Origin of the sequence: Enterobacter sp. PGRG2, from assembly GCF_030291195.1 — a bacterium.
GTDB lineage: Bacteria > Pseudomonadota > Gammaproteobacteria > Enterobacterales > Enterobacteriaceae > Enterobacter_D.
Map to the genome: position 1 here is coordinate 3,773,265 of NZ_CP127837.1, position 18,380 is coordinate 3,791,644.

General features: G+C 54.9%; 18 protein-coding genes, 3 tRNA genes and 1 pseudogene. 15 read left to right on the forward strand and 7 right to left on the reverse strand.

Going from position 1 to position 18,380, the window contains the following annotated elements; all coding sequences use genetic code 11:
* Positions 1-3: 3 nt before the first annotated feature.
* The 7 genes from fliM to rcsA all read left to right on the forward strand — a co-directional run bounded on the left by fliM (position 4) and on the right by rcsA (position 4,527).
* Complete coding sequence (gene fliM / locus QRD42_RS16835) at positions 4-1,008, forward strand: flagellar motor switch protein FliM (RefSeq protein ID WP_072568928.1); 1,005 nt, start codon at positions 4-6, stop codon at positions 1,006-1,008.
* Positions 1,005-1,421 (forward strand): flagellar motor switch protein FliN, encoded by a 417-nt coding sequence (gene fliN, locus QRD42_RS16840; RefSeq protein WP_072568929.1) that lies wholly within the window; start codon positions 1,005-1,007, stop codon positions 1,419-1,421. The genes fliM and fliN overlap by 4 nt, the downstream gene beginning before the upstream one ends.
* A gap of 2 nt (positions 1,422-1,423) precedes the next feature.
* Positions 1,424-1,798 (forward strand): flagellar biosynthetic protein FliO, encoded by a 375-nt coding sequence (gene fliO, locus QRD42_RS16845; protein ID WP_321987661.1) that lies wholly within the window; start codon positions 1,424-1,426, stop codon positions 1,796-1,798.
* The gene (gene fliP, locus QRD42_RS16850; protein ID WP_318376190.1) at positions 1,798-2,535 is read left to right on the forward strand and encodes a flagellar type III secretion system pore protein FliP; all 738 of its coding nucleotides are present in this window, start codon (positions 1,798-1,800) and stop codon (positions 2,533-2,535) included. Before fliO ends, fliP begins: the two co-directional genes overlap by 1 nt.
* An 11-nt stretch (positions 2,536-2,546) precedes the next feature.
* Entirely contained in the window at positions 2,547-2,816 is a 270-nt protein-coding gene (fliQ, locus tag QRD42_RS16855; RefSeq protein ID WP_072568932.1) for a flagellar biosynthesis protein FliQ, read from the forward strand.
* An 8-nt stretch (positions 2,817-2,824) separates the two neighbouring features.
* Complete coding sequence (gene fliR, locus QRD42_RS16860; protein ID WP_072568933.1) at positions 2,825-3,619, forward strand: flagellar biosynthetic protein FliR; 795 nt, start codon at positions 2,825-2,827, stop codon at positions 3,617-3,619.
* A 284-nt stretch (positions 3,620-3,903) separates the two neighbouring features.
* Positions 3,904-4,527: a transcriptional regulator RcsA gene (gene rcsA / locus QRD42_RS16865; protein ID WP_321987662.1), complete on the forward strand. Its 624-nt coding sequence runs from the start codon at positions 3,904-3,906 to the stop codon at positions 4,525-4,527.
* A gap of 37 nt (positions 4,528-4,564) precedes the next feature.
* On the opposite strand, the gene dsrB is transcribed toward rcsA, so the two are convergent.
* Positions 4,565-4,756, reverse strand: coding sequence for a protein DsrB (dsrB, locus tag QRD42_RS16870; RefSeq protein WP_199775934.1), 192 nt, complete (start codon positions 4,754-4,756; stop codon positions 4,565-4,567).
* A gap of 128 nt (positions 4,757-4,884) precedes the next feature.
* On the opposite strand from dsrB, the gene QRD42_RS16875 reads away from it, so the two are divergent.
* Both QRD42_RS16875 and QRD42_RS16880 read left to right on the forward strand, forming a co-directional pair.
* Positions 4,885-5,109 (forward strand): YodD family protein, encoded by a 225-nt coding sequence (locus QRD42_RS16875; RefSeq protein WP_072568936.1) that lies wholly within the window; start codon positions 4,885-4,887, stop codon positions 5,107-5,109.
* A 313-nt stretch (positions 5,110-5,422) separates the two neighbouring features.
* The gene (locus QRD42_RS16880; protein ID WP_321987663.1) at positions 5,423-6,238 is read left to right on the forward strand and encodes a mannosyl-3-phosphoglycerate phosphatase-related protein; all 816 of its coding nucleotides are present in this window, start codon (positions 5,423-5,425) and stop codon (positions 6,236-6,238) included.
* On the opposite strand, the pseudogene dgcQ reads toward QRD42_RS16880, so the two are convergent.
* Positions 6,217-7,908, reverse strand: a pseudogene (dgcQ, locus tag QRD42_RS16885) (cellulose biosynthesis regulator diguanylate cyclase DgcQ). The gene QRD42_RS16880 and the pseudogene dgcQ sit on opposite strands and share 22 nt — an antisense overlap.
* Before the next feature lie 45 nt (positions 7,909-7,953).
* Positions 7,954-8,913 (reverse strand): DUF808 domain-containing protein, encoded by a 960-nt coding sequence (locus tag QRD42_RS16890; RefSeq protein ID WP_321987664.1) that lies wholly within the window; start codon positions 8,911-8,913, stop codon positions 7,954-7,956.
* A gap of 131 nt (positions 8,914-9,044) precedes the next feature.
* Between QRD42_RS16890 and yedA the strand changes: the two genes are divergently transcribed.
* Entirely contained in the window at positions 9,045-9,956 is a 912-nt protein-coding gene (gene yedA, locus QRD42_RS16895; protein ID WP_321987665.1) for a drug/metabolite exporter YedA, read from the forward strand.
* Here the strand turns inward: yedA and QRD42_RS16900 are convergent.
* The gene (locus tag QRD42_RS16900; RefSeq protein WP_072568941.1) at positions 9,946-10,416 is read right to left on the reverse strand and encodes a very short patch repair endonuclease; all 471 of its coding nucleotides are present in this window, start codon (positions 10,414-10,416) and stop codon (positions 9,946-9,948) included. The genes yedA and QRD42_RS16900 overlap by 11 nt on opposite strands.
* Positions 10,417-10,936: 520 nt before the next feature.
* Here QRD42_RS16900 and ompC point away from each other — a divergent pair.
* Complete coding sequence (ompC, locus tag QRD42_RS16905) at positions 10,937-12,100, forward strand: porin OmpC (protein WP_321987666.1); 1,164 nt, start codon at positions 10,937-10,939, stop codon at positions 12,098-12,100.
* 174 nt (positions 12,101-12,274) lie between these two features.
* Here the strand turns inward: ompC and QRD42_RS16910 are convergent.
* A tRNA-Ser gene (locus tag QRD42_RS16910) sits at positions 12,275-12,364 on the reverse strand.
* A gap of 93 nt (positions 12,365-12,457) precedes the next feature.
* Between QRD42_RS16910 and mtfA the strand changes: the two genes are divergently transcribed.
* From mtfA to QRD42_RS16925, 3 genes are all read left to right on the forward strand, one after another.
* A complete protein-coding gene (gene mtfA, locus QRD42_RS16915; RefSeq protein ID WP_072568943.1) occupies positions 12,458-13,255 on the forward strand; it encodes a DgsA anti-repressor MtfA in 798 nt (265 codons plus the stop codon).
* A gap of 100 nt (positions 13,256-13,355) precedes the next feature.
* Positions 13,356-13,431 (forward strand) — tRNA-Asn (locus tag QRD42_RS16920).
* A gap of 262 nt (positions 13,432-13,693) precedes the next feature.
* Positions 13,694-15,889, forward strand: coding sequence for a TonB-dependent siderophore receptor (locus tag QRD42_RS16925; protein ID WP_321987667.1), 2,196 nt, complete (start codon positions 13,694-13,696; stop codon positions 15,887-15,889).
* Positions 15,890-15,934: 45 nt separating this feature from the next.
* Here the strand turns inward: QRD42_RS16925 and cbl are convergent, their stop codons facing one another.
* Entirely contained in the window at positions 15,935-16,885 is a 951-nt protein-coding gene (gene cbl / locus QRD42_RS16930) for an HTH-type transcriptional regulator Cbl (RefSeq protein WP_321987668.1), read from the reverse strand.
* Between the two features lie 99 nt (positions 16,886-16,984).
* Positions 16,985-17,902, reverse strand: a complete 918-nt coding sequence (gene nac / locus QRD42_RS16935; protein ID WP_321987669.1) for a nitrogen assimilation transcriptional regulator NAC — start codon at positions 17,900-17,902, stop codon at positions 16,985-16,987.
* A gap of 331 nt (positions 17,903-18,233) precedes the next feature.
* Between nac and QRD42_RS16940 the strand changes: the two genes are divergently transcribed.
* Positions 18,234-18,309: transfer RNA gene (locus QRD42_RS16940), tRNA-Asn, on the forward strand.
* The last annotated feature ends 71 nt before the right edge of the window (positions 18,310-18,380 follow it).

Sequence of the window (18,380 nt, forward strand, 5' to 3'; positions counted from 1 at the left end):
GACATGGGCGACAGTATTCTCTCTCAGGCTGAAATCGATGCGCTGCTCAACGGCGACAGCGATAGTAACGATGCTCCAAAACCCGGTGAGGGTTTTGAGAGCGAAATTCGCCCTTATGATCCCAACACTCAGCGTCGCGTGGTGCGCGAGCGTTTACAGGCGCTGGAGATCATTAACGAACGTTTTGCGCGTCAGTTCCGTATGGGGCTGTTTAACCTGTTACGTCGTAGCCCGGATATTACCGTCGGCGCGATCCGTATTCAGCCGTATCACGAGTTTGCGCGTAACCTGCCGGTACCGACAAACCTTAACCTGATCCACCTGAAACCGTTACGCGGCACCGGGCTGTTTGTGTTTTCCCCAAGCCTGGTGTTTATCGCCGTGGATAACCTGTTTGGTGGCGATGGCCGCTTCCCGACGAAAGTGGAAGGCCGTGAATTTACCCATACCGAGCAGCGCGTGATCAACCGCATGCTGAAGCTGGCGCTGGAAGGCTACAGCGATGCATGGAAAGCGATCCACCCGCTGGACGTGGAATATGTGCGTTCGGAGATGCAGGTTAAATTTACCAACATCACCACGTCCCCAAACGATATTGTCGTCAATACCCCTTTCCACGTGGAAATCGGTAACCTGACGGGCGAGTTTAATATCTGTCTGCCCTTCAGCATGATTGAGCCGCTGCGTGAAACCCTGGTTAACCCGCCGCTGGAGAACTCCCGCAACGAGGACCAGAACTGGCGCGATAACCTGGTACGTCAGGTTCAGCACTCTGAGCTGGAGCTGATCGCTAACTTTGGCGATGTACCCCTGCGCCTGTCGCAAATCCTGAAACTGCAACCCGGTGACGTGTTGCCGATCGAAAAACCCGATCGCATCATTGCCCATGTGGACGGTGTGCCTGTGCTCACCAGCCAGTACGGCACGATTAACGGCCAGTACGCCCTGCGTGTAGAGCATTTGATCAACCCGATCTTGAATTCGCTGAATGAGGAACAGCCCAAATGAGTGACATGAACAATCCGTCCGATGAAAACAACGAAGCAATGGACGATATCTGGGCTGATGCGTTAAACGAACAGAAAACCACCACCAGCAGCAAAAGCTCCGCCGATGCGGTGTTCCAGCAGTTTGGCGGCGGCGATGTCAGCGGCACACTACAGGACATCGATCTGATTATGGATATTCCGGTCAAGCTGACCGTGGAGCTGGGCCGTACCCGCATGACCATCAAAGAGCTGCTGCGTCTGACGCAGGGTTCCGTGGTGGCGCTGGAAGGGCTGGCCGGTGAGCCGCTGGATATTCTGATCAACGGTTATCTGATCGCACAGGGCGAAGTTGTAGTGGTAGCGGATAAATACGGCGTGCGTATTACCGACATCATCACTCCGTCTGAGCGTATGCGTCGCCTGAGCCGCTGAGTATGAAAACCCAGGCAACCGTTGCCCATCCTTCTGCCGTACCCGGTTCGCCGCTGCTACAGGTCAGCGGCGCACTGCTGGGCATTATTGCCCTGATCCTGGTGGCGGCATGGGTGGCGAAACGCGTGGGCTTTGCCGGTAAAACCGCCAGCGCGCGCGGCCTGAAGGTCAGCGCCAGCACCACGGTCGGCCCGCGCGAGCGCGTGGTGATCGTCGACGTGGAAGACGCCCGTCTGGTGCTGGGTATTACCGCGTCGAACATTTCCCTGTTGCACACCCTGCCGCCCGCCCAGCCGGAGCCGGAAGGTCAGAAAGAGAACACCCCGGATTTCCAGGCCGTGTTGAAGAATTTGCTCAAGCGTTCCGGGAGATCCTGATGCGCCCTTTGTTATCCCTTGCGCTGGCTGGCTTAGTGCTGGTTGCGCCCTCTGCGTTTGCCCAGCTGCCGGGTCTGATCAGCCAGCCGCTTGCCGGTGGCGGCCAGAGCTGGTCGCTGCCGGTGCAGACGCTGGTGTTTATCACCTCGCTCACTTTCCTGCCTGCCATTCTGCTGATGATGACCAGCTTTACGCGCATCATCATTGTGTTCGGCCTGCTGCGTAACGCGCTGGGTACGCCCTCCGCGCCGCCAAACCAGGTATTGCTGGGTCTGGCGCTGTTTCTGACCTTTTTCATTATGTCCCCGGTGATCGACAAAATTTATACCGAGGCGTACCAGCCGTTTTCCGAGAGCAAAATCTCCGTCGACGTGGCGCTGGAAAAAGGCGCGCAGCCGTTAAAAGAATTTATGATGCGGCAGACCCGCGAAGCGGATCTGGCCCTGTTTGCCCGGCTGGGGAATACCGGCCCGTTACAGGGCCCGGAAGCGGTGCCGATGCGTATTCTGTTGCCGGCTTATGTCACCAGTGAACTGAAAACCGCTTTCCAGATCGGCTTTACCATTTTCATTCCGTTTTTGATTATCGATCTGGTTATTGCCAGCGTCCTGATGGCGCTCGGCATGATGATGGTCCCCCCGGCGACCATTGCGTTACCCTTCAAGCTGATGCTGTTCGTGCTGGTTGACGGCTGGCAGCTGCTGGTGGGATCGCTGGCCCAGAGCTTCTACAGTTAAGGAATGGCACTATGACGCCTGAATCGGTCATGATGATGGGCACCGAGGCGATGAAAATCGCCCTTGCCCTGGCTGCGCCGCTGCTGCTGGTTTCGCTGGTTACCGGTCTTGTGATCAGCATTTTGCAGGCGGCAACGCAGATTAACGAAATGACGCTGTCGTTCATTCCAAAAATCATCGCCGTGGTGGTGGCTATCGTGGTGGCCGGGCCGTGGATGCTGAATTTACTGCTCGACTATATGCGCGGTCTGTTTAATAACATCCCGTACATCATCGGATAACGCCTGAGATGCTGCACGTCACCAGCGACCAGTGGCTGCACTGGCTAAGTATGTATTTCTGGCCGCTGCTGCGCGTGCTGGCACTGATCTCCACCGCCCCTATTCTGAGCGAGCGCACTGTGCCCAAGCGCGTTAAGCTGGGCCTGGGGCTGGTGATCACCTTTGTGATCGCCCCCTCGCTGCCCGCGAACGACGTCACCATCTTCTCCGCCAATGCCCTGTGGCTGGCGCTACAGCAGATTTTAATCGGCATTGCGCTGGGTTTTACCATGCAGTTCGCTTTTGCCGCCATCCGCACCGCAGGGGAGCTTATCGGCCTGCAAATGGGTCTCTCCTTCGCCACCTTCTTTGATCCCGCCAGCAACCTGAATATGCCGGTGCTGGCGCGCTTTATGGATCTGCTGGCGCTGCTGCTGTTTCTGACCTTTGACGGTCATCTGTGGCTGATTTCGATGCTGGTGGATACCTTCCATACGCTGCCGGTGGGCAACAACCCCATCAATACCAACGCGTTTCTTGCGCTGGCACGGGCTGGCGGCCTCATTTTTATCAACGGCCTGATGCTGGCGCTGCCGGTTATCACCATGCTGCTGACGCTCAATATGTCCCTTGGCCTGCTGAACCGTATGGCGCCGCAGCTTTCTGTTTTCTCTATTGGTTTTCCCATCACGCTCAGCGTCGGCATTCTGCTGATGGCTTTACTGATGCCCCTTATCGCGCCCTTCTGCGAACATTTATTCAGCGAAATCTTCAATCTGCTGGCGGATATTGTTGGCGAGCTGCCGCAAAATACAAATCCATAACGTTAGTGCAGTTTTCCTGAGGTTATTCCTAAAAATTTATTGCAGGCACATCTACCAGGATATAACTGGCGCGGCTTATTTGTTTTTACCCTCTTCACATAACTAAACATTTACTTTACTTTAAGATGATTCCTGGCAAATTATACGTAACTTTACGGGATAGTAAGTTCGCCTGAAAGTCTTGTGTTGCTCAAACGCTTTTTAGATTATTTTCATCCGGTTGGCTGATCGTACAGCATTCAGGCAGGGGTGAATTATCGTTACGCATTGAGTGAGGGTATGCCATGTCAACGATTATTATGGATTTATGCAGTTATACCAGGTTGGGATTAACCGGATACCTGACAAGCCGGGGAGTAAAAAAGCGAGAAATCAATGATGTACAGACTGTTAATGAGCTTGGATCTGCCTGCGAGGCGCTAAAACCCGCAGTGGTATTTATTAATGAAGACTGCTTTATTCATGACCAGGAACTGAGCCTGCAAATTAAGCAAATCATTAATCAGTATCCGAAAACAATGTTTATCGTGTTTATGGCAATTGCTAATATCCACTTTGATGAATACCTGCTGGTACGCAAAAACTTATTAATTAGTTCAAAATCGATTAAGCCTGAATCTCTGGACGACATCCTCGGTGGTTGCCTGAATACGGAGTCAAAGGGCACGGGTTCCATTAATCTCCCTACACTCTCTTTAAGCCGTACTGAATCCAGTATGCTGAAAATGTGGATGTCCGGGCAGGGAACCATTCAAATATCAGATCAAATGAATATTAAAGCGAAAACGGTATCATCACATAAGGGTAATATTAAAAGAAAAATAAAAACGCATAATAAGCAAGTGATCTATCACGTGGTGCGTCTCACCGATAATGTGACCAACGGTATTTTCGTCAACATGCGGTGAGAGGGTAAGCGGGCGCTCCCCTCCCCCGCCGGAGGGTTTACTGTTCCTGCTTCTCAACAAATATCCCGTCCGGGTGCCCCAGTTCATTAAAGAACCAGATGCCTAACGGGTAGTCCTCAAGGGATACCAGATACATGGTGCCCTCACTGAACGGCTCGATGGCCAGAACCACTCCCGGACGGCGAGGACCCCCGTCCGTTTTCACCGTAACCTTATCGTTTACCTTCATTTTCATCCTCCTGAATGCATTTTTGCCAGTGTAGATCAAATCCGCTGTTCTGACAGTGTTCATCTACCTTATTGCTGCTTTTCTCCACCGTCTATACTTAGGCTGTCGGGGCGAAAGAGGTAACGGCAATGAAAGGCGATCACGGCACTAAACCTTCTGGCGAAGGTGAAATCAACGTTGACGCTCTGCTGGCCGCCATCAATGAAATCAGCGAAAGCAATATTCATCGTATAGACAGCGATGACGGACAACGAGTGAGCGTTGACGGGCGCGATTATCATACGTGGCGGGAGCTGGCGGAGGCATTTGAGCTGGATATTCGTGATTTTAGCGCATCAGAACTGAACCGCTGACATCAGGATATAAAAAAACCCGGCCTGGGGAGGCCGGGTTAAAGCTTGCGATTGCAAGAAGCACTTGAAAATTCGTTACACCAGGAAATCTGATGCGGGAGAGACTGTATCTACTATTGATATAGCTGACAAGGATATATTTACATTGGTAATAATTCACTAACATAGAATTCATGAAGGTTATAATTGGCAATGTCGCGCGGCAGAAGACTTGCGGCGCTGCACCTCTGACAAAAAGCCTTACAAACCTTCACAGTATTTGAGAATTTTCTTAGCCCTGCGCCATTTTATTCTGACTACAGGAGCCGCTTTTATGCCAGCCCTTCACGACCCGCTACTGATTTTCACCGACCTCGATGGCACCCTGCTGGACAGCCATACCTGGGACTGGCAGCCCGCCGCCGAATGGCTGAGCCGCCTTGGACAGCAGCAGATCCCGATCATTTTATGCAGCAGCAAAACCGCCGCCGAAATGATGGCGTTGCAGAAAAGTCTTGGCTTACAGGATCTGCCTTTTATTGCCGAGAACGGCGCGGTGATCCATCTGGATACGCACTGGCAGGATCACCCCGATTACCCGCGACTGATTAACGGCGCGTCCCATGACGAGGTGGTACAGGTTCTGACTCGGTTACGCGAGCAGCATGGCTTCAAATTCACCCTGTTCAGTGAACTGGAAGACCGGGTACTGGCGGAGGTCACCGGCCTGACACCTACCCAGGCGGGCCTGGCGCGGCTGCACGAGGCTTCTGAGACGTTAATCTGGCGCGACAGCGATGAACGCATGAACAACTTCCGCAGCGCCCTGAAAGGCCTCGGGCTGCGTTTTATGCAGGGGGCGCGTTACTGGCATGTACTGGATCAGCGCGGCGGTAAAGACCAGGCCGTAAACTGGCTGACCAGTCAGTACCGTCAGCGCGATGGTCATCCCCACACCACTATCGGGCTTGGGGATGGCCCCAACGACGCCCCTTTGCTGGATAACGTCGATTTTGCGGTGGTGGTGAAAGGCCTTAACCGCGACGGCGTCACGCTCACGAATGACGATCCCGACCGCGTGTATCGCACGACGTTAAAAGGCCCGGCAGGCTGGCGTGAAGGGCTGGATCACTGGCTTGGCGATTCCTGATCTTCATCGCTGGCGCATACCTGATTGCGCCCGCTGCGCTTGGCACGGTAAAGCCGGTTATCGGCGATGGACTGCAACATCTCAAAATTGGTCATCTCATCGGCCACGCCGCTGCTAACGCCGAGCGAGGCGGTCATCCTTAAGGTGCGGCCTTTCGGCAGCAGGATCTCTTTCGCGGCGATGCGCGCGCGGATACGCTCCGCAAGGGCCTTCGCCTGCGCCAGCGTGCTGTCCGGCAAAATCACGCAGAACTCTTCTCCGCCCACGCGTCCCGCCGCATCAGCGGATCCCAGCGTGTTTTCTATCAGCCTCGCCACGTGCGCCAGCACCCGATCGCCCGCCTGGTGTCCGTGACGGTCATTGACCTGTTTAAAGTGGTCGAGGTCAATCTGGATCACCGATAACGGCTCGCGGGTTTGCTGGCTCTGCGCGGTGAGTTTTTTCGCCTGCTCAAACAGCCCACCGCGGTTGCTCAGGCGCGTCAGGGGATCGTGCCAGGCCTGCCATCGCAGGGAGTTTTGCATCTGGTACATATTGCGCACCATACTGCGGATCACCATCCATGACAGCAGCACCATGGTGGTGAACAGCAGCCAGAGCAGCGCAATCACAATGCTGATGGTGCCAAAATCGCCATCCAGACCGGCGCTCAGGGAATGAATACGGATCAGTACGCCGTCGAAATGACGGAGGTTTTGCCAGCTGACAAACTGGCTGCCGAGATGCAGATTACCGGTGGTCTCATGGGCGACTGCCTGTAACAGCTCATGCCGATCTGCCTCGCTGAACGCTTCCGGCGTGGCATCGTTATTCGTCGAGGCGGTGATTAACCTGAACTCGCTGTCATAGAGCTGATACTCGCCCTGGTCTTCATCGGTAAGGGAGTCTTCCAGTTGTTTCTTAAGCAAGACCACCGGGAACTGTAGCGCAATGGTGCCGTACCAGTAATCCTGATGGTCGAGCGGAATGCTGGCGGTGACGTAAGCGCCCTTATCGCCGGTATGGGCAAACCAGCGCACATTGCGTTCGTGATTATTATGTTGCGACTGACCGCTGAACCAGGACGAATTAATGATCCTCTGGTAGCGGGCAACGATGTCATCGGTGTCTGGCGGAGCGCTGGTCGAGAGAAAATAGCCCGCGCGGGAGACGTACATCGCCCGTTCCGGCGCCACCGGATAGACCGAAGAGAGGCGCATCATATAGCCCATTTCCAGCGCGGCAGTCATTTCATAATTCAGGGCGGGAATATCGCGGCTCAGCAGCGGATGGCGGCGGACAAAGTCATCGCCCACGCCGTTCAGCGCCAGCGTACGCCGGGCGTCTACATCAATCTGCCAGAACGGCTACTGGCGGACGGTGGAAAAATCATGTTGAACATTGTTGAGGACATCAAAAGCGAGCGGGGTTTGCATCGCGGTCTGCAGACTGTTGCGATAGAACAGCAGCAGATTCACGCCGGTCTGCAACTGTCGATCCAGCGCAGAGGCGGCTTTATCCAGCGTGGTCTGCTGGCTGGCGGCATAGGCATCTTCCAGCACCACGGCCTCGCGCCAGGTGAGCAAGGTTGAGCTAATCAGCACGAAAGCAAAACAGAGGTTAACGATCCGCGCGGGATCAAAAGAGTGGCGCAACTTTTTTAACAGCACTACGAGTTTCCTGAATGTCATAAGTTGTGCCGGTAAATCTGCCCGGCAGCGCCGGGCAGGAGAGGATTAATGCGCCGCACTGCGTAACCGCGCGACAGCTTTTACCACCGCCACAACGGCCAGGCCAATCACAAAGCCCAGCACTAAATTTGCCAGCATCGGTAAGGTTGCCTGCACCACCGCCCCATGTGCGGCAGCCACGTGTTCAATGGCATGGTGCAGCGGGGCGATACCGTGCACCACGATCCCGCCCCCCACCAGAAACATCGCCAGCGTACCGATGATGGAGAGCGCTTTCATCAGCCAGGGGGCAACCACCAGCAGGCCCTTGCCGACAGATCTTGCCACAGCACCGGGTTTCTCCGCCAGCCAGTAACCCACATCATCCAGTTTGACGATCACCCCGACGAGGCCGTAAACGCCAATGGTGACCACCAGCGCGATACCCGACAGCACCAGCACCTGATTAAGCAGCGGCGCATCGGCCACAATACCCAGCGTGATGGCGACGATTTCTGCCGACAGAATAAAGTCGGTACGCACCGCCCCTTTAATTTTATCGCGTTCAAAGGTTTTCGGATCCTGGGCGGCAATAGCCGCCAGACGCTGCTGTAGCGCTTCCGGCGTCTCTTTGTGCTTACGGGCATGCAGAGTATGCAGTACCTTTTCAACACCTTCAAAACATAAAAATGCCCCGCCCACCATCAGCAGCGGCGTGATCGCCCACGGAATAAAGGCGCTGATCAGCAGCGCCAGCGGTACCAGGATCACCTTGTTGAGCAGCGATCCTTTCGCCACGCTCCATACCACCGGCAGCTCGCGGTTAGCGCGCACGCCGGACACCTGCTGCGCATTGAGCGACAAATCATCGCCGAGCACGCCCGCCGTTTTTTTCGCCGCCAGTTTGCCCATCACCGAGATGTCATCCAGTAAGGTGGCAATATCGTCCAGTAAGGTTAATAAACTACTTCCCGCCAAAATACATTCCTTCTCTTTTTTGTTGATATAACAATGAGTATGGAGCATAAACGCCCGGCGCGAAATGCCCGGCGTAAAGTCAACAAAAAATTAACATTCCCCCGACGAGTAAATGACTCGCCAGCTAACTACTTTTGTCGTTTACTGTAGGCCTTCTTACTGTTCCGCCGTGAGGGCGTATGCGTTTCAGGCAGCTTTTACCGCTTATTGGATCTCTTTTCGCGCTTTATATTATCTGGGGTTCCACCTACTTTGTTATTCGCGTCGGGGTCGAAAGCTGGCCGCCGCTGATGATGGCGGGCGTCCGCTTTCTGACGGCGGGCGTGCTGCTGATGACCTTCCTGCTGATCCGCGGGCATCGACTGCCGCCGCTGCGCCCGTTGCTTAACGCCGCGCTGATCGGCGTGTTACTGCTGGCGGTGGGCAATGGCATGGTCACGGTGGCCGAGCACCAGAACGTGCCGTCGGGGATCGCCGCGGTGGTGGTAGCGACGGTGCCGCTGTTCACGCTCTGCTTTAGCCATTTTTTTGGTATCCGGACCCGCAAACTGGAGTGGCTTGGCATTGCCATTGGCCTCTGCGGTATTGTGCTGCTTAACAGCGGCGGCAACCTGAGCGGGAATCCGCTGGGCGCGGTCATGATCCTGATCGGCTCCCTGAGCTGGGCATTCGGCTCGGTTTATGGATCGCGCATTGAACTGCCGGTCGGCATGATGGCGGGGGCGATAGAAATGCTGGCGGCGGGTGTTGTGCTGCTGGCGGCGTCTTTCTGTAGCGGGGAGACGCTGACCGCTCTGCCGACGCTGTCAGGCTTTGTCGCGGTGGGTTATCTGGCAATTTTTGGCTCGATTATCGCCATCAGCGCTTATATGTACCTTATCCGCAATACCACCCCTGCGGTGGCCACCAGCTACGCCTATGTGAATCCGGTGGTGGCGGTGCTGCTGGGCACCACTTTTGCCGGTGAAGTGCTGTCGCCGGTAGAGTGGCTGGCGCTGGGGATTATTATTCTTGCGGTGGTGCTGGTCACCCTCGGGAAATACCTGTTCCCTGCCCGGCCGGTGGTGGCCCCCTATGAGATCAGGAAATAGTCTGTATTCCCTGCGTATCGATCTGCGCGGCCTCGCCGCCGCCGCAGATCCACTCCTCCAGCCGCACGCTTAACCTTTCATCACTCAGCTTCTGCCGCCCGCGCAGGGCGCACTCCCACACCACCAGTACCCGCCAGCCGTCCGCGCGCAGCTGCGTCAGATCGCGCCTGTCGCGCGCGACGTTCTGGCCGATCTTCGCCAGCCAGAAATCGGTACGCGTCGCCGGGACTTTAAAGAGATAACAGTTATGGTGATGCCAGAAACAGCCGTGGGTGAAGACAACGCAGTGGTAATCATCAATCACAAAATCCGGGCGGCCGGGCAGCGTGGCGTCCTGCACGTGAAACGCCAGCCCGAGGTCGGTGAGTAATGCGGCCAGCCGCTGTTCAATGGCCGTGTCATGCGTGCCGATGGCACGCATATTTTTACTGCGCGTCGCTTTGTCATGCACATCCGCCATCGCCCTCTCCTTTATTGTCGGCTATAACGCCAGTGTAGCAGTCAGAGCGGTGTAGCTCTTTAAAAGCAAATTGCCGTTGCGGGCCGGCTCCTGTTTATGTCATTATTTTGCCGTTATTAACCTGCATGACTTTTTATATTCCTTCATTTCGTTATCATGCTAATGCCTTGATGTCGCCAGCCTGTTTGGGCTGGCTTTTTTTTTGCCCAAGGCGTTAATCATACATTATATAAACACTAACTCACCAATCAATAAAATCCATGAATACCAGCAACATAAAATACGCTAATAATTAATAAAACCGCAATTAAATAATTGGCGATTATGATTGCAACCCATTGATATTGATGCGATAAATACCAGGAAATTAAGAAACAAATTGCAATATATAATATGATTTACTTACACCTTTCCTTTAAAAAAATATGAACTTTATAGAATAGTATCGGGACTGTGATTTAACCTCAAATCACATATATTCATATAGATTATTATTCATATGATGCGAAGGGATTAAATAATGAAAAGAAAAGTACTGGCAATTATTGTGCCCGCCCTGTTAATGGCTGGCGCGGCTAACGCAGCTGAAATTTATAACAAAGACGGTAATAAACTGGACCTGTACGGTAAAGTCGATGCCCGTCATACGTTCTCTGATAACCCGGGCGATGATGGCGATGAAACCATCATGGAGCTGGGCTTCAAAGGCGAAACCCAGATCAACAGCGGCCTGAGCGGTTATGGCCAGGTGCTGCTGAAAACCATGGCAAGCGACACTGAAGGCAGCGACAACACCTTCGCTAAGCTGGCATTCGCCGGTCTGCGCTCCAGCGATTTTGGCTCCTTCGACTATGGCCGTAACTACGGCGTGGTGTACGACGTTGAAGCCTGGACCGATATGCTGCCGGTATTCGGTGGCGATTCCTACACCTGGACCGACAACTTTATGGTTGGCCGTGCGAATGGCGTAGCCACCTACCGCAACACCGATTTCTTCGGCGCGGTTGAAGGCCTGAACTTTGCGCTGCAGTACCAGGGTAACAACGAAGGTAGCAACACGAACGAAGATCAGGAAGGCACTAAAAACGGTCACGACGACGTGCGCTTCCAGAATGGCGACGGCTTTGGTCTGTCTTCATCCTATAACTTCCAGGGCGCGCTGGAAGGCCTGAGCATGGGCGCGGCTTATGCGACTTCTGACCGTACTAACGAGCAGGTTGCTGCGGGTGGATTGAACGATCGTTACAGCAAAGCTGCTGGCGGCGATAAAGCAGACGCCTGGACCTTTGGCCTGAAGTACGATGCTTATAATGTATATCTGGCGATGATGTATGCTGAAACCCACAACATGACGCCATACGGTGATGCGGGTATCGCAAACCACACGCAAAACTTTGAAGCGGTGGCCCAGTACCAGTTCGACTTCGGTCTGCGTCCGTCCCTGGCGTGGGTTTACTCCAAAGGTAACGACCTTGGCGGTAATAACACCAAACATGGCACTGACTATGTTGACCAGGATCTGGTGAACTACATCGAAGTGGGCGCGACCTACTATTTCAACAAAAACATGTCCACCTATGTTGATTACAAAATCAACATGCTGGATGAAGATGACAGCTTCTACAAAGATAACGGCATCGCCACTGATGACGTGGTCGGCGTTGGTCTGACTTACCAGTTCTGATAACCGCTTGTGCTAAAGCCCGCCCCTGTGCGGGCTTTTTTTATGGCCGCAATTTGAGACTAAAGCGGTAGCAAGATAGGTGCGGGCAGACTACTATCCGGGTTCGGCAGGAATAAAGGATTTTCTCAACGGGACGTCGGTCACTGAAACGAAACGGGATAAATGATTGAATAATGGCGGAGAGAGGGGGATTTGAACCCCCGGTAGAGTTGCCCCTACTCCAGTTTTCGAGACTGGTCCGTTCAGCCGCTCCGGCATCTCTCCGTTCTGATGGTTGCCATCATGCCAGGTTCTTTGGCATTTTAACAGACCCTGTCCCTGCAATTGTGTTCAAGTGACGAGTTTGCGAGCAAAGCGATGATTAAATGGCCCTGGAAAGCAAATGAAACGGCACGGACTCTGGCGCTCCCCTGGGAAAATGCGCTTGCCGTCCCGATGTTATCGACTCTGACCCCGGAGGAACAAAACCGGCTGGTTCAGCTTGCCGATCGCTTTTTGCAGCAAAAACGCCTGGTCGCGCTGCAGGGGCTGGAGCTGGATGAGCTGAAAAGCTGTCGTATCGCCCTGCTCTTCTGCTTACCGGTGCTGGAACTGGGAATTGAATGGCTCGACGGTTTTCACGAAGTGCTGATCTATCCTGCGCCTTTTGTGGTGGACGACGAATGGGAAGATGACATCGGGCTGGTCCACAGTCAGCGCATGGTGCAGTCAGGGCAAAGCTGGCAGCAGGGGCCGGTGATCTTAAACTGGCTCGACATTCAGGATTCGTTCGACACCTCCGGCTTTAACCTGATTATTCATGAAGTGGCGCATAAGCTGGATACGCGCAACGGCGACCGCGCCAGCGGCGTGCCGCTGATCCCCCTGCGCGAAGTGGCTGGCTGGGAGCATGATCTGCACGCCGCCATGAACAACATTCAGGATGAGATCGACCTGGTGGGCGAAAGTGCTGCCAGCATTGATGCCTACGCCGCCACCGATCCCGCAGAATGTTTCGCCGTGCTGTCGGAATATTTCTTCAGCGCGCCTGAGCTGTTCGCTCCGCGTTTCCCGGCGCTGTGGCAGCGTTTCTGCCAGTTTTACCGTCAGGATCCGCTGGCACGGCTGCGCGGCAATAGTACTGCTGTTAACGATGAACCGCCTTATGTTCACTGAAACAGCAATTTGAGCTAATATTCGCCAGTTGAATCAGCAAGTTAAATTTGCTGTTGACACAAATATCGGGGGCCAGTAGTATTCGCCCCGTTCACACGATTCCTCTGTAGTTCAGTCGGTAGAACGGCGGACTGTTAATCCGTATGTCACTGGTTCGAGTCCAGTCAGAGGAGCCAAATTCGAGAGCCCCGCTCAGGGAAACCTGAGCGGGGTTTTTGCATTTCCGCCGCAGCCAATTCCTTGTTTTTCATTTTCTTGCCGTCGCCCGCAAAAAATTCACAAAATCTAACAATTCATATTGCTAATGATAACCATTATCGGCAAAATTCTTATTCTCAAAAAATAAATGTTTCCTTTCGTGCTGATTTTATTGATCTAATTCCGGCGTGATGCCGCCTGGCGTTCACGCGGATTATGTATAAAAACTAAGGAATGATAATGAACACCTGCAAAAAGACGCTCTGGGCGCTTAACCCGCTATTTCTGGCTATGATAACGCCCGCGCTGGCACAGCAAACCAGTGAACAGGATATGGTGGTATCCGCCAGTCGCACTCATCGCACCGTAGCCGAAATGGCGCAAACCACCTGGGTTATTGAAGGCGCAGAGCTGGAACAGCAGGTTAAAGGCGGCAAAGAGCTGAAAGACGCGCTGGCGCAGCTGATCCCTGGCATGGATGTCAGCAGCCAGGGCCGCACGAATTACGGCATGAATATGCGTGGCCGCGCAATTGTGGTACTGATTGACGGCGTGCGCCTGAACTCCTCGCGCACCGACAGCCGCCAGCTGGACGCCATCGATCCGTTCAACATCGAGCATATCGAAGTGATCTCCGGCTCCACCTCCCTTTACGGCGGCGGCAGTACCGGCGGGCTTATCAATATCGTCACCAAAAAAGGCCAGCCGGACACGCAGGTGGAATTTGAAGCCGGCAGCAAAACCGGATTTAACAGCAGTAAAGATCATGATGAGCGGGTGGCCAGCGCCATCTCCGGCGGAAACGACAAAATTTCCGGGCGCATGGCTGTGGCTTACCAGAAGTTTGGCGGCTGGTATGACGGTAACGGCGATGCCACGCTGCTGGACAATACCCAGACCGGCTTGCAGTATTCCGATCGTCTGGATGTGACGGGCACCGGCACACTGGCAATTGATGACACACAGCAATTGCAGGTCGTCAGCCAGTACTATAAAAGCCAGGGCGATGAAGACTACGGCCTGTTCCTCGGGGAGAATTTCTCGGCGGTAACGGGTAACGGTAAAGCTTATGCCAGTAAAGGTCTGAATTCGGACCGTATTCCGGGTACCGAACGCCACCTGATCAGCATGCAGTACTCGAATACGGATTTCCTCGGCCAGGAGCTGGTGGGCCAGGTTTATTATCGCGATGAATCCCTGACCTTTTATCCGTTCCCGACTGTCGCAGGCGGCGCGGTGACCAGCCTCTCCTCCTCGCAGCAGGATACCGATCAGTACGGCGCAAAACTGACGCTGAACAGCAAACCGCTGGACGGCTTACAGCTGACTTATGGGCTCGATGCCGATCACGAGCGCTTTACCTCCAACCAGATGTTCTTCGATCTGGCTAAATCCAGCGCCTCCGGCGGTCTGAATAACCAGAGCATCTATACCACCGGGCGCTATCCGGGCTATGAGATCACCAACCTCGCCGCCTTCCTGCAATCCAGCTACGACGTCAACGATCTGGTTACCCTGAGCGGCGGCGTGCGTTACCAGAAAACGCGTAATGCCATTGATGATTTCATCGGTTACACGCAGCAGCAGGCGATTGCCAAAGGCACGGCCCGCTCGGCTGACGAAATCCCTGGCGGCACCACCGACTATGACAACTTCCTGTATAACGCCGGGATCCTGTTGCATCTGACCGAACGCCAGCAGGCGTGGGTGAACTTCTCCCAGGGCGTGGAATTACCGGATCCAGGGAAATACTACGGCAACGGCACCTACCGCCTGGTCAACGGCCACTATCGTCTGCTGAACAGCGTCAACGTCGGACAGTCGAAACTCCAGGGGATCAAAGTCGACTCCTACGAGCTGGGCTGGCGCTACACCGGCGATGCCCTGCGCACCCAGCTGGCCGCCTATTATTCCCTGTCGGATAAGTCCATCTCCATTAACCGCAGCGACATGACCATTAACGTCGATGACGATAAGCGCCGCATTTACGGTGTGGAAGGGGCAGTGGATTACTTTATTCCGGAAACGGACTGGAGCACCGGCGTGAACTTTAACGTGCTGAAATCCGAAACCCGCGTTGACGGCAAATGGGAAAAATGGGATGTGAGTTACGCCAGCCCGTCAAAAGCCACTGCTTATGTCGGCTGGGCGCCGGATCCCTGGAGCCTGCGYGTGCAGACCACGCAGTCCTTTGATGTCAGCGACGCGAACGGCAATAAAATTGACGGCTACAACACCGTTGATCTGATCGGCGGCTATGCCTTACCGGTGGGGAACCTGGCGTTCAGCATTGAGAACCTGCTTGATAAGGATTACACCACCGTCTGGGGCCAGCGCGCGCAGATGCTCTACAGCCCGACTTATGGCGCATCCTCCCTCTATGAATACAAAGGTCGTGGACGCACCTTTGGTGTGAATTATTCCGTCCAGTTTTAAGTCCTGAACCCGCTGCCCGGCCTGTGCCGGGCATATCACCCTTCGCTAAATCTGATAATCAATCGCCACGTCGTCCGGCTCCATCGCCTGACGTTTGATCTCATCCAGCGACAGCCCGGCATTACACAGCTCGATAAAGCGCCAGACATAGTTACGCTGCAACTGCCCGCGCTTCAGACCCAGCCAGACCGTATTGGCGTCAAACAGATGACGGGTATCCAGACGCACCAGGCCGCCGGATTCCAGCCCGTCGCCGGACTGCTCCGCCACCAGGCCAATGCCCAGCCCCAGTTCCACATAGGTGCGGATCACATCGGAGTCCTGCGCACTCAGCACAATATCCGGCGCCAGCCCTTTGCGCATAAAGGCTTCGTCGATACGCGAACGTCCGGTGATCCCCTGACGATAGGTGATAATCGGCCAGCGGGCGATCTCCTCCAGCGTTAACGGATTGATGGTATTTAACGGATGATCCACCGGCAGCAGCAGATTGTGATGCCAGCGGAACCAGGGGAAGGCCACCAGCGCCGGATCGTTGCTCAACCGCTCACTGGCGATACCGATATCCGCCCCGCCATTGTGCAGCAGAGTTTCAATTTCCTGCGGCGTACCCTGGATCAGTTCCAGACGCACTTCCGGGAACAGGGCGCGGAAAGATTTGATCACCGGCGGCAGGCTGTAACGCGCCTGGGTGTGAGTGGTGGCGATGGTCAGCACGCCGGTGGCATCGTTGGTGAAGAGATCCGCCAGCCGCCGCACATTGCTGGCCTCGTTAAGAATGCGCTCGGCAATGACCAGCAGCGCCTTGCCCGGCTCGGTCATGCCCAGCAACCGCTTGCCGCGCCGGATGAAAATCTCAATACCTAACTCTTCTTCCAGTTCGCGGATATGACGGCTGACGCCCGACTGCGAGGTGTAAAGCATATTGGCGACTTCGGTGAGATTAAAATCCCGCCGAGCCGCTTCACGGATTATTTTAAGTTGCTGGAAATTCACCCTTCTCTCCCGGCCTTCAGACATAACGCTATTGTTAGAGTCTGAAGGCCGGGGGAACAAATAATAAAAACCTGCATCTTATGTCGAAAAGGAATAACCCTAGCCCACCAGCAGCAGCTCACGCGCCTCCAGCGACGGACGGCTGACCAGCGACATTAAGATCTCTTTCACGGCCTGGGCCTGCGGCGACAGCGGACCGCGTGCGGAGCAGTTCAACGACAGCGGCAGGCTCATGGAGGGCGAGGTGATACGCGCCATCCAGCCGTTAGTGGCTTCGCACAGGGAACGGGCGGCGGATTCCGGCAACACAGTGCCGCCCATACCGCTGGCAATGGCGGCGGTCAGCGTGCCGATGGACTCGATCTCGCCGATAATTTTCGCCGTCAGGCGGCGCAGGGAAAAAGCTTCATCAACGCGCAGGCGCACCGCGCTGTAATCCCGCGGCAGGAACAGATTCATGTTCGCCACCGCCGCCAGGTCAACGCTCTGACCCGGACAATCGCGGGTACCCACGAGGTAAAGATCTTCTTTCAGCAGCGGCTGGCTGGTGATGCCCGCGCCCGGCGCGCGCTCATACAGCACTGCCATATCCAGCTGACCGCTCAGCAGTTTGTCGTTCAGCGACATGCCGCTGTTTTCATGCAGATAAACGGTGACGTCCGGCAACTCCATACGCACCGCCTGTAATAACGGCATGGTGATGGACGAGGCCGCCGTGCCCGGCGCAAGGCCGATCGACACCTGGCCGCGCAGCGTCTGGCCGACATTATGCACCGCCAGCTGCGCCTGCTCGCACTGACGCAGAATGGTGCGCGCATGAGCATAGAGAATTTTGCCCGCTTCCGTTGGCGTGACGCCTCGTTTGGTACGGATCAGCAACTGCTGATCCAGTTCCCCTTCCAGGGTGGCAACTTGCTGGCTCAGGGCGGGCTGCGCGATATGCAGGACTTCTGCGGCCTGAGTCAGGCTGCCAATGTCGACGATTTTCACGAAGTATTTCAGTCGTCTAAAGTTCATATTGCCTCCGGTACGGAATAACAGTGCCACGCTGGCAGTCATCATGTCGGAGGAGTTGCAAGATGCTTGCCAGTTTTGGCAAAGCCTCTCCGGTCGCTCGTAACCCACCAGATAATAAGAGATTCTGATTACCCGCTACGTTTTCATCACTGAAACAGCGGTTTGAAAGCGTTCCATCAGGAGGCACCCCTGCACTGTACTGGTGCACGAATACGGGTTTCGGTGAGGAAATCAGCGGATTGCTGAATTTGTCAGCAAACGGTTGTCGACAGGCAATCCACCCTTTGACAAGCCCGGATCGCGCCGCTACTATTCGCCCCGTTCACACGATTCCTCTGTAGTTCAGTCGGTAGAACGGCGGACTGTTAATCCGTATGTCACTGGTTCGAGTCCAGTCAGAGGAGCCAAATTTAAGAAGCCCGCTTTTTAGCGGGCTTTTTGCTTTCTGTTAGTTACGATCCTGTCAGCGCCCGCTTCG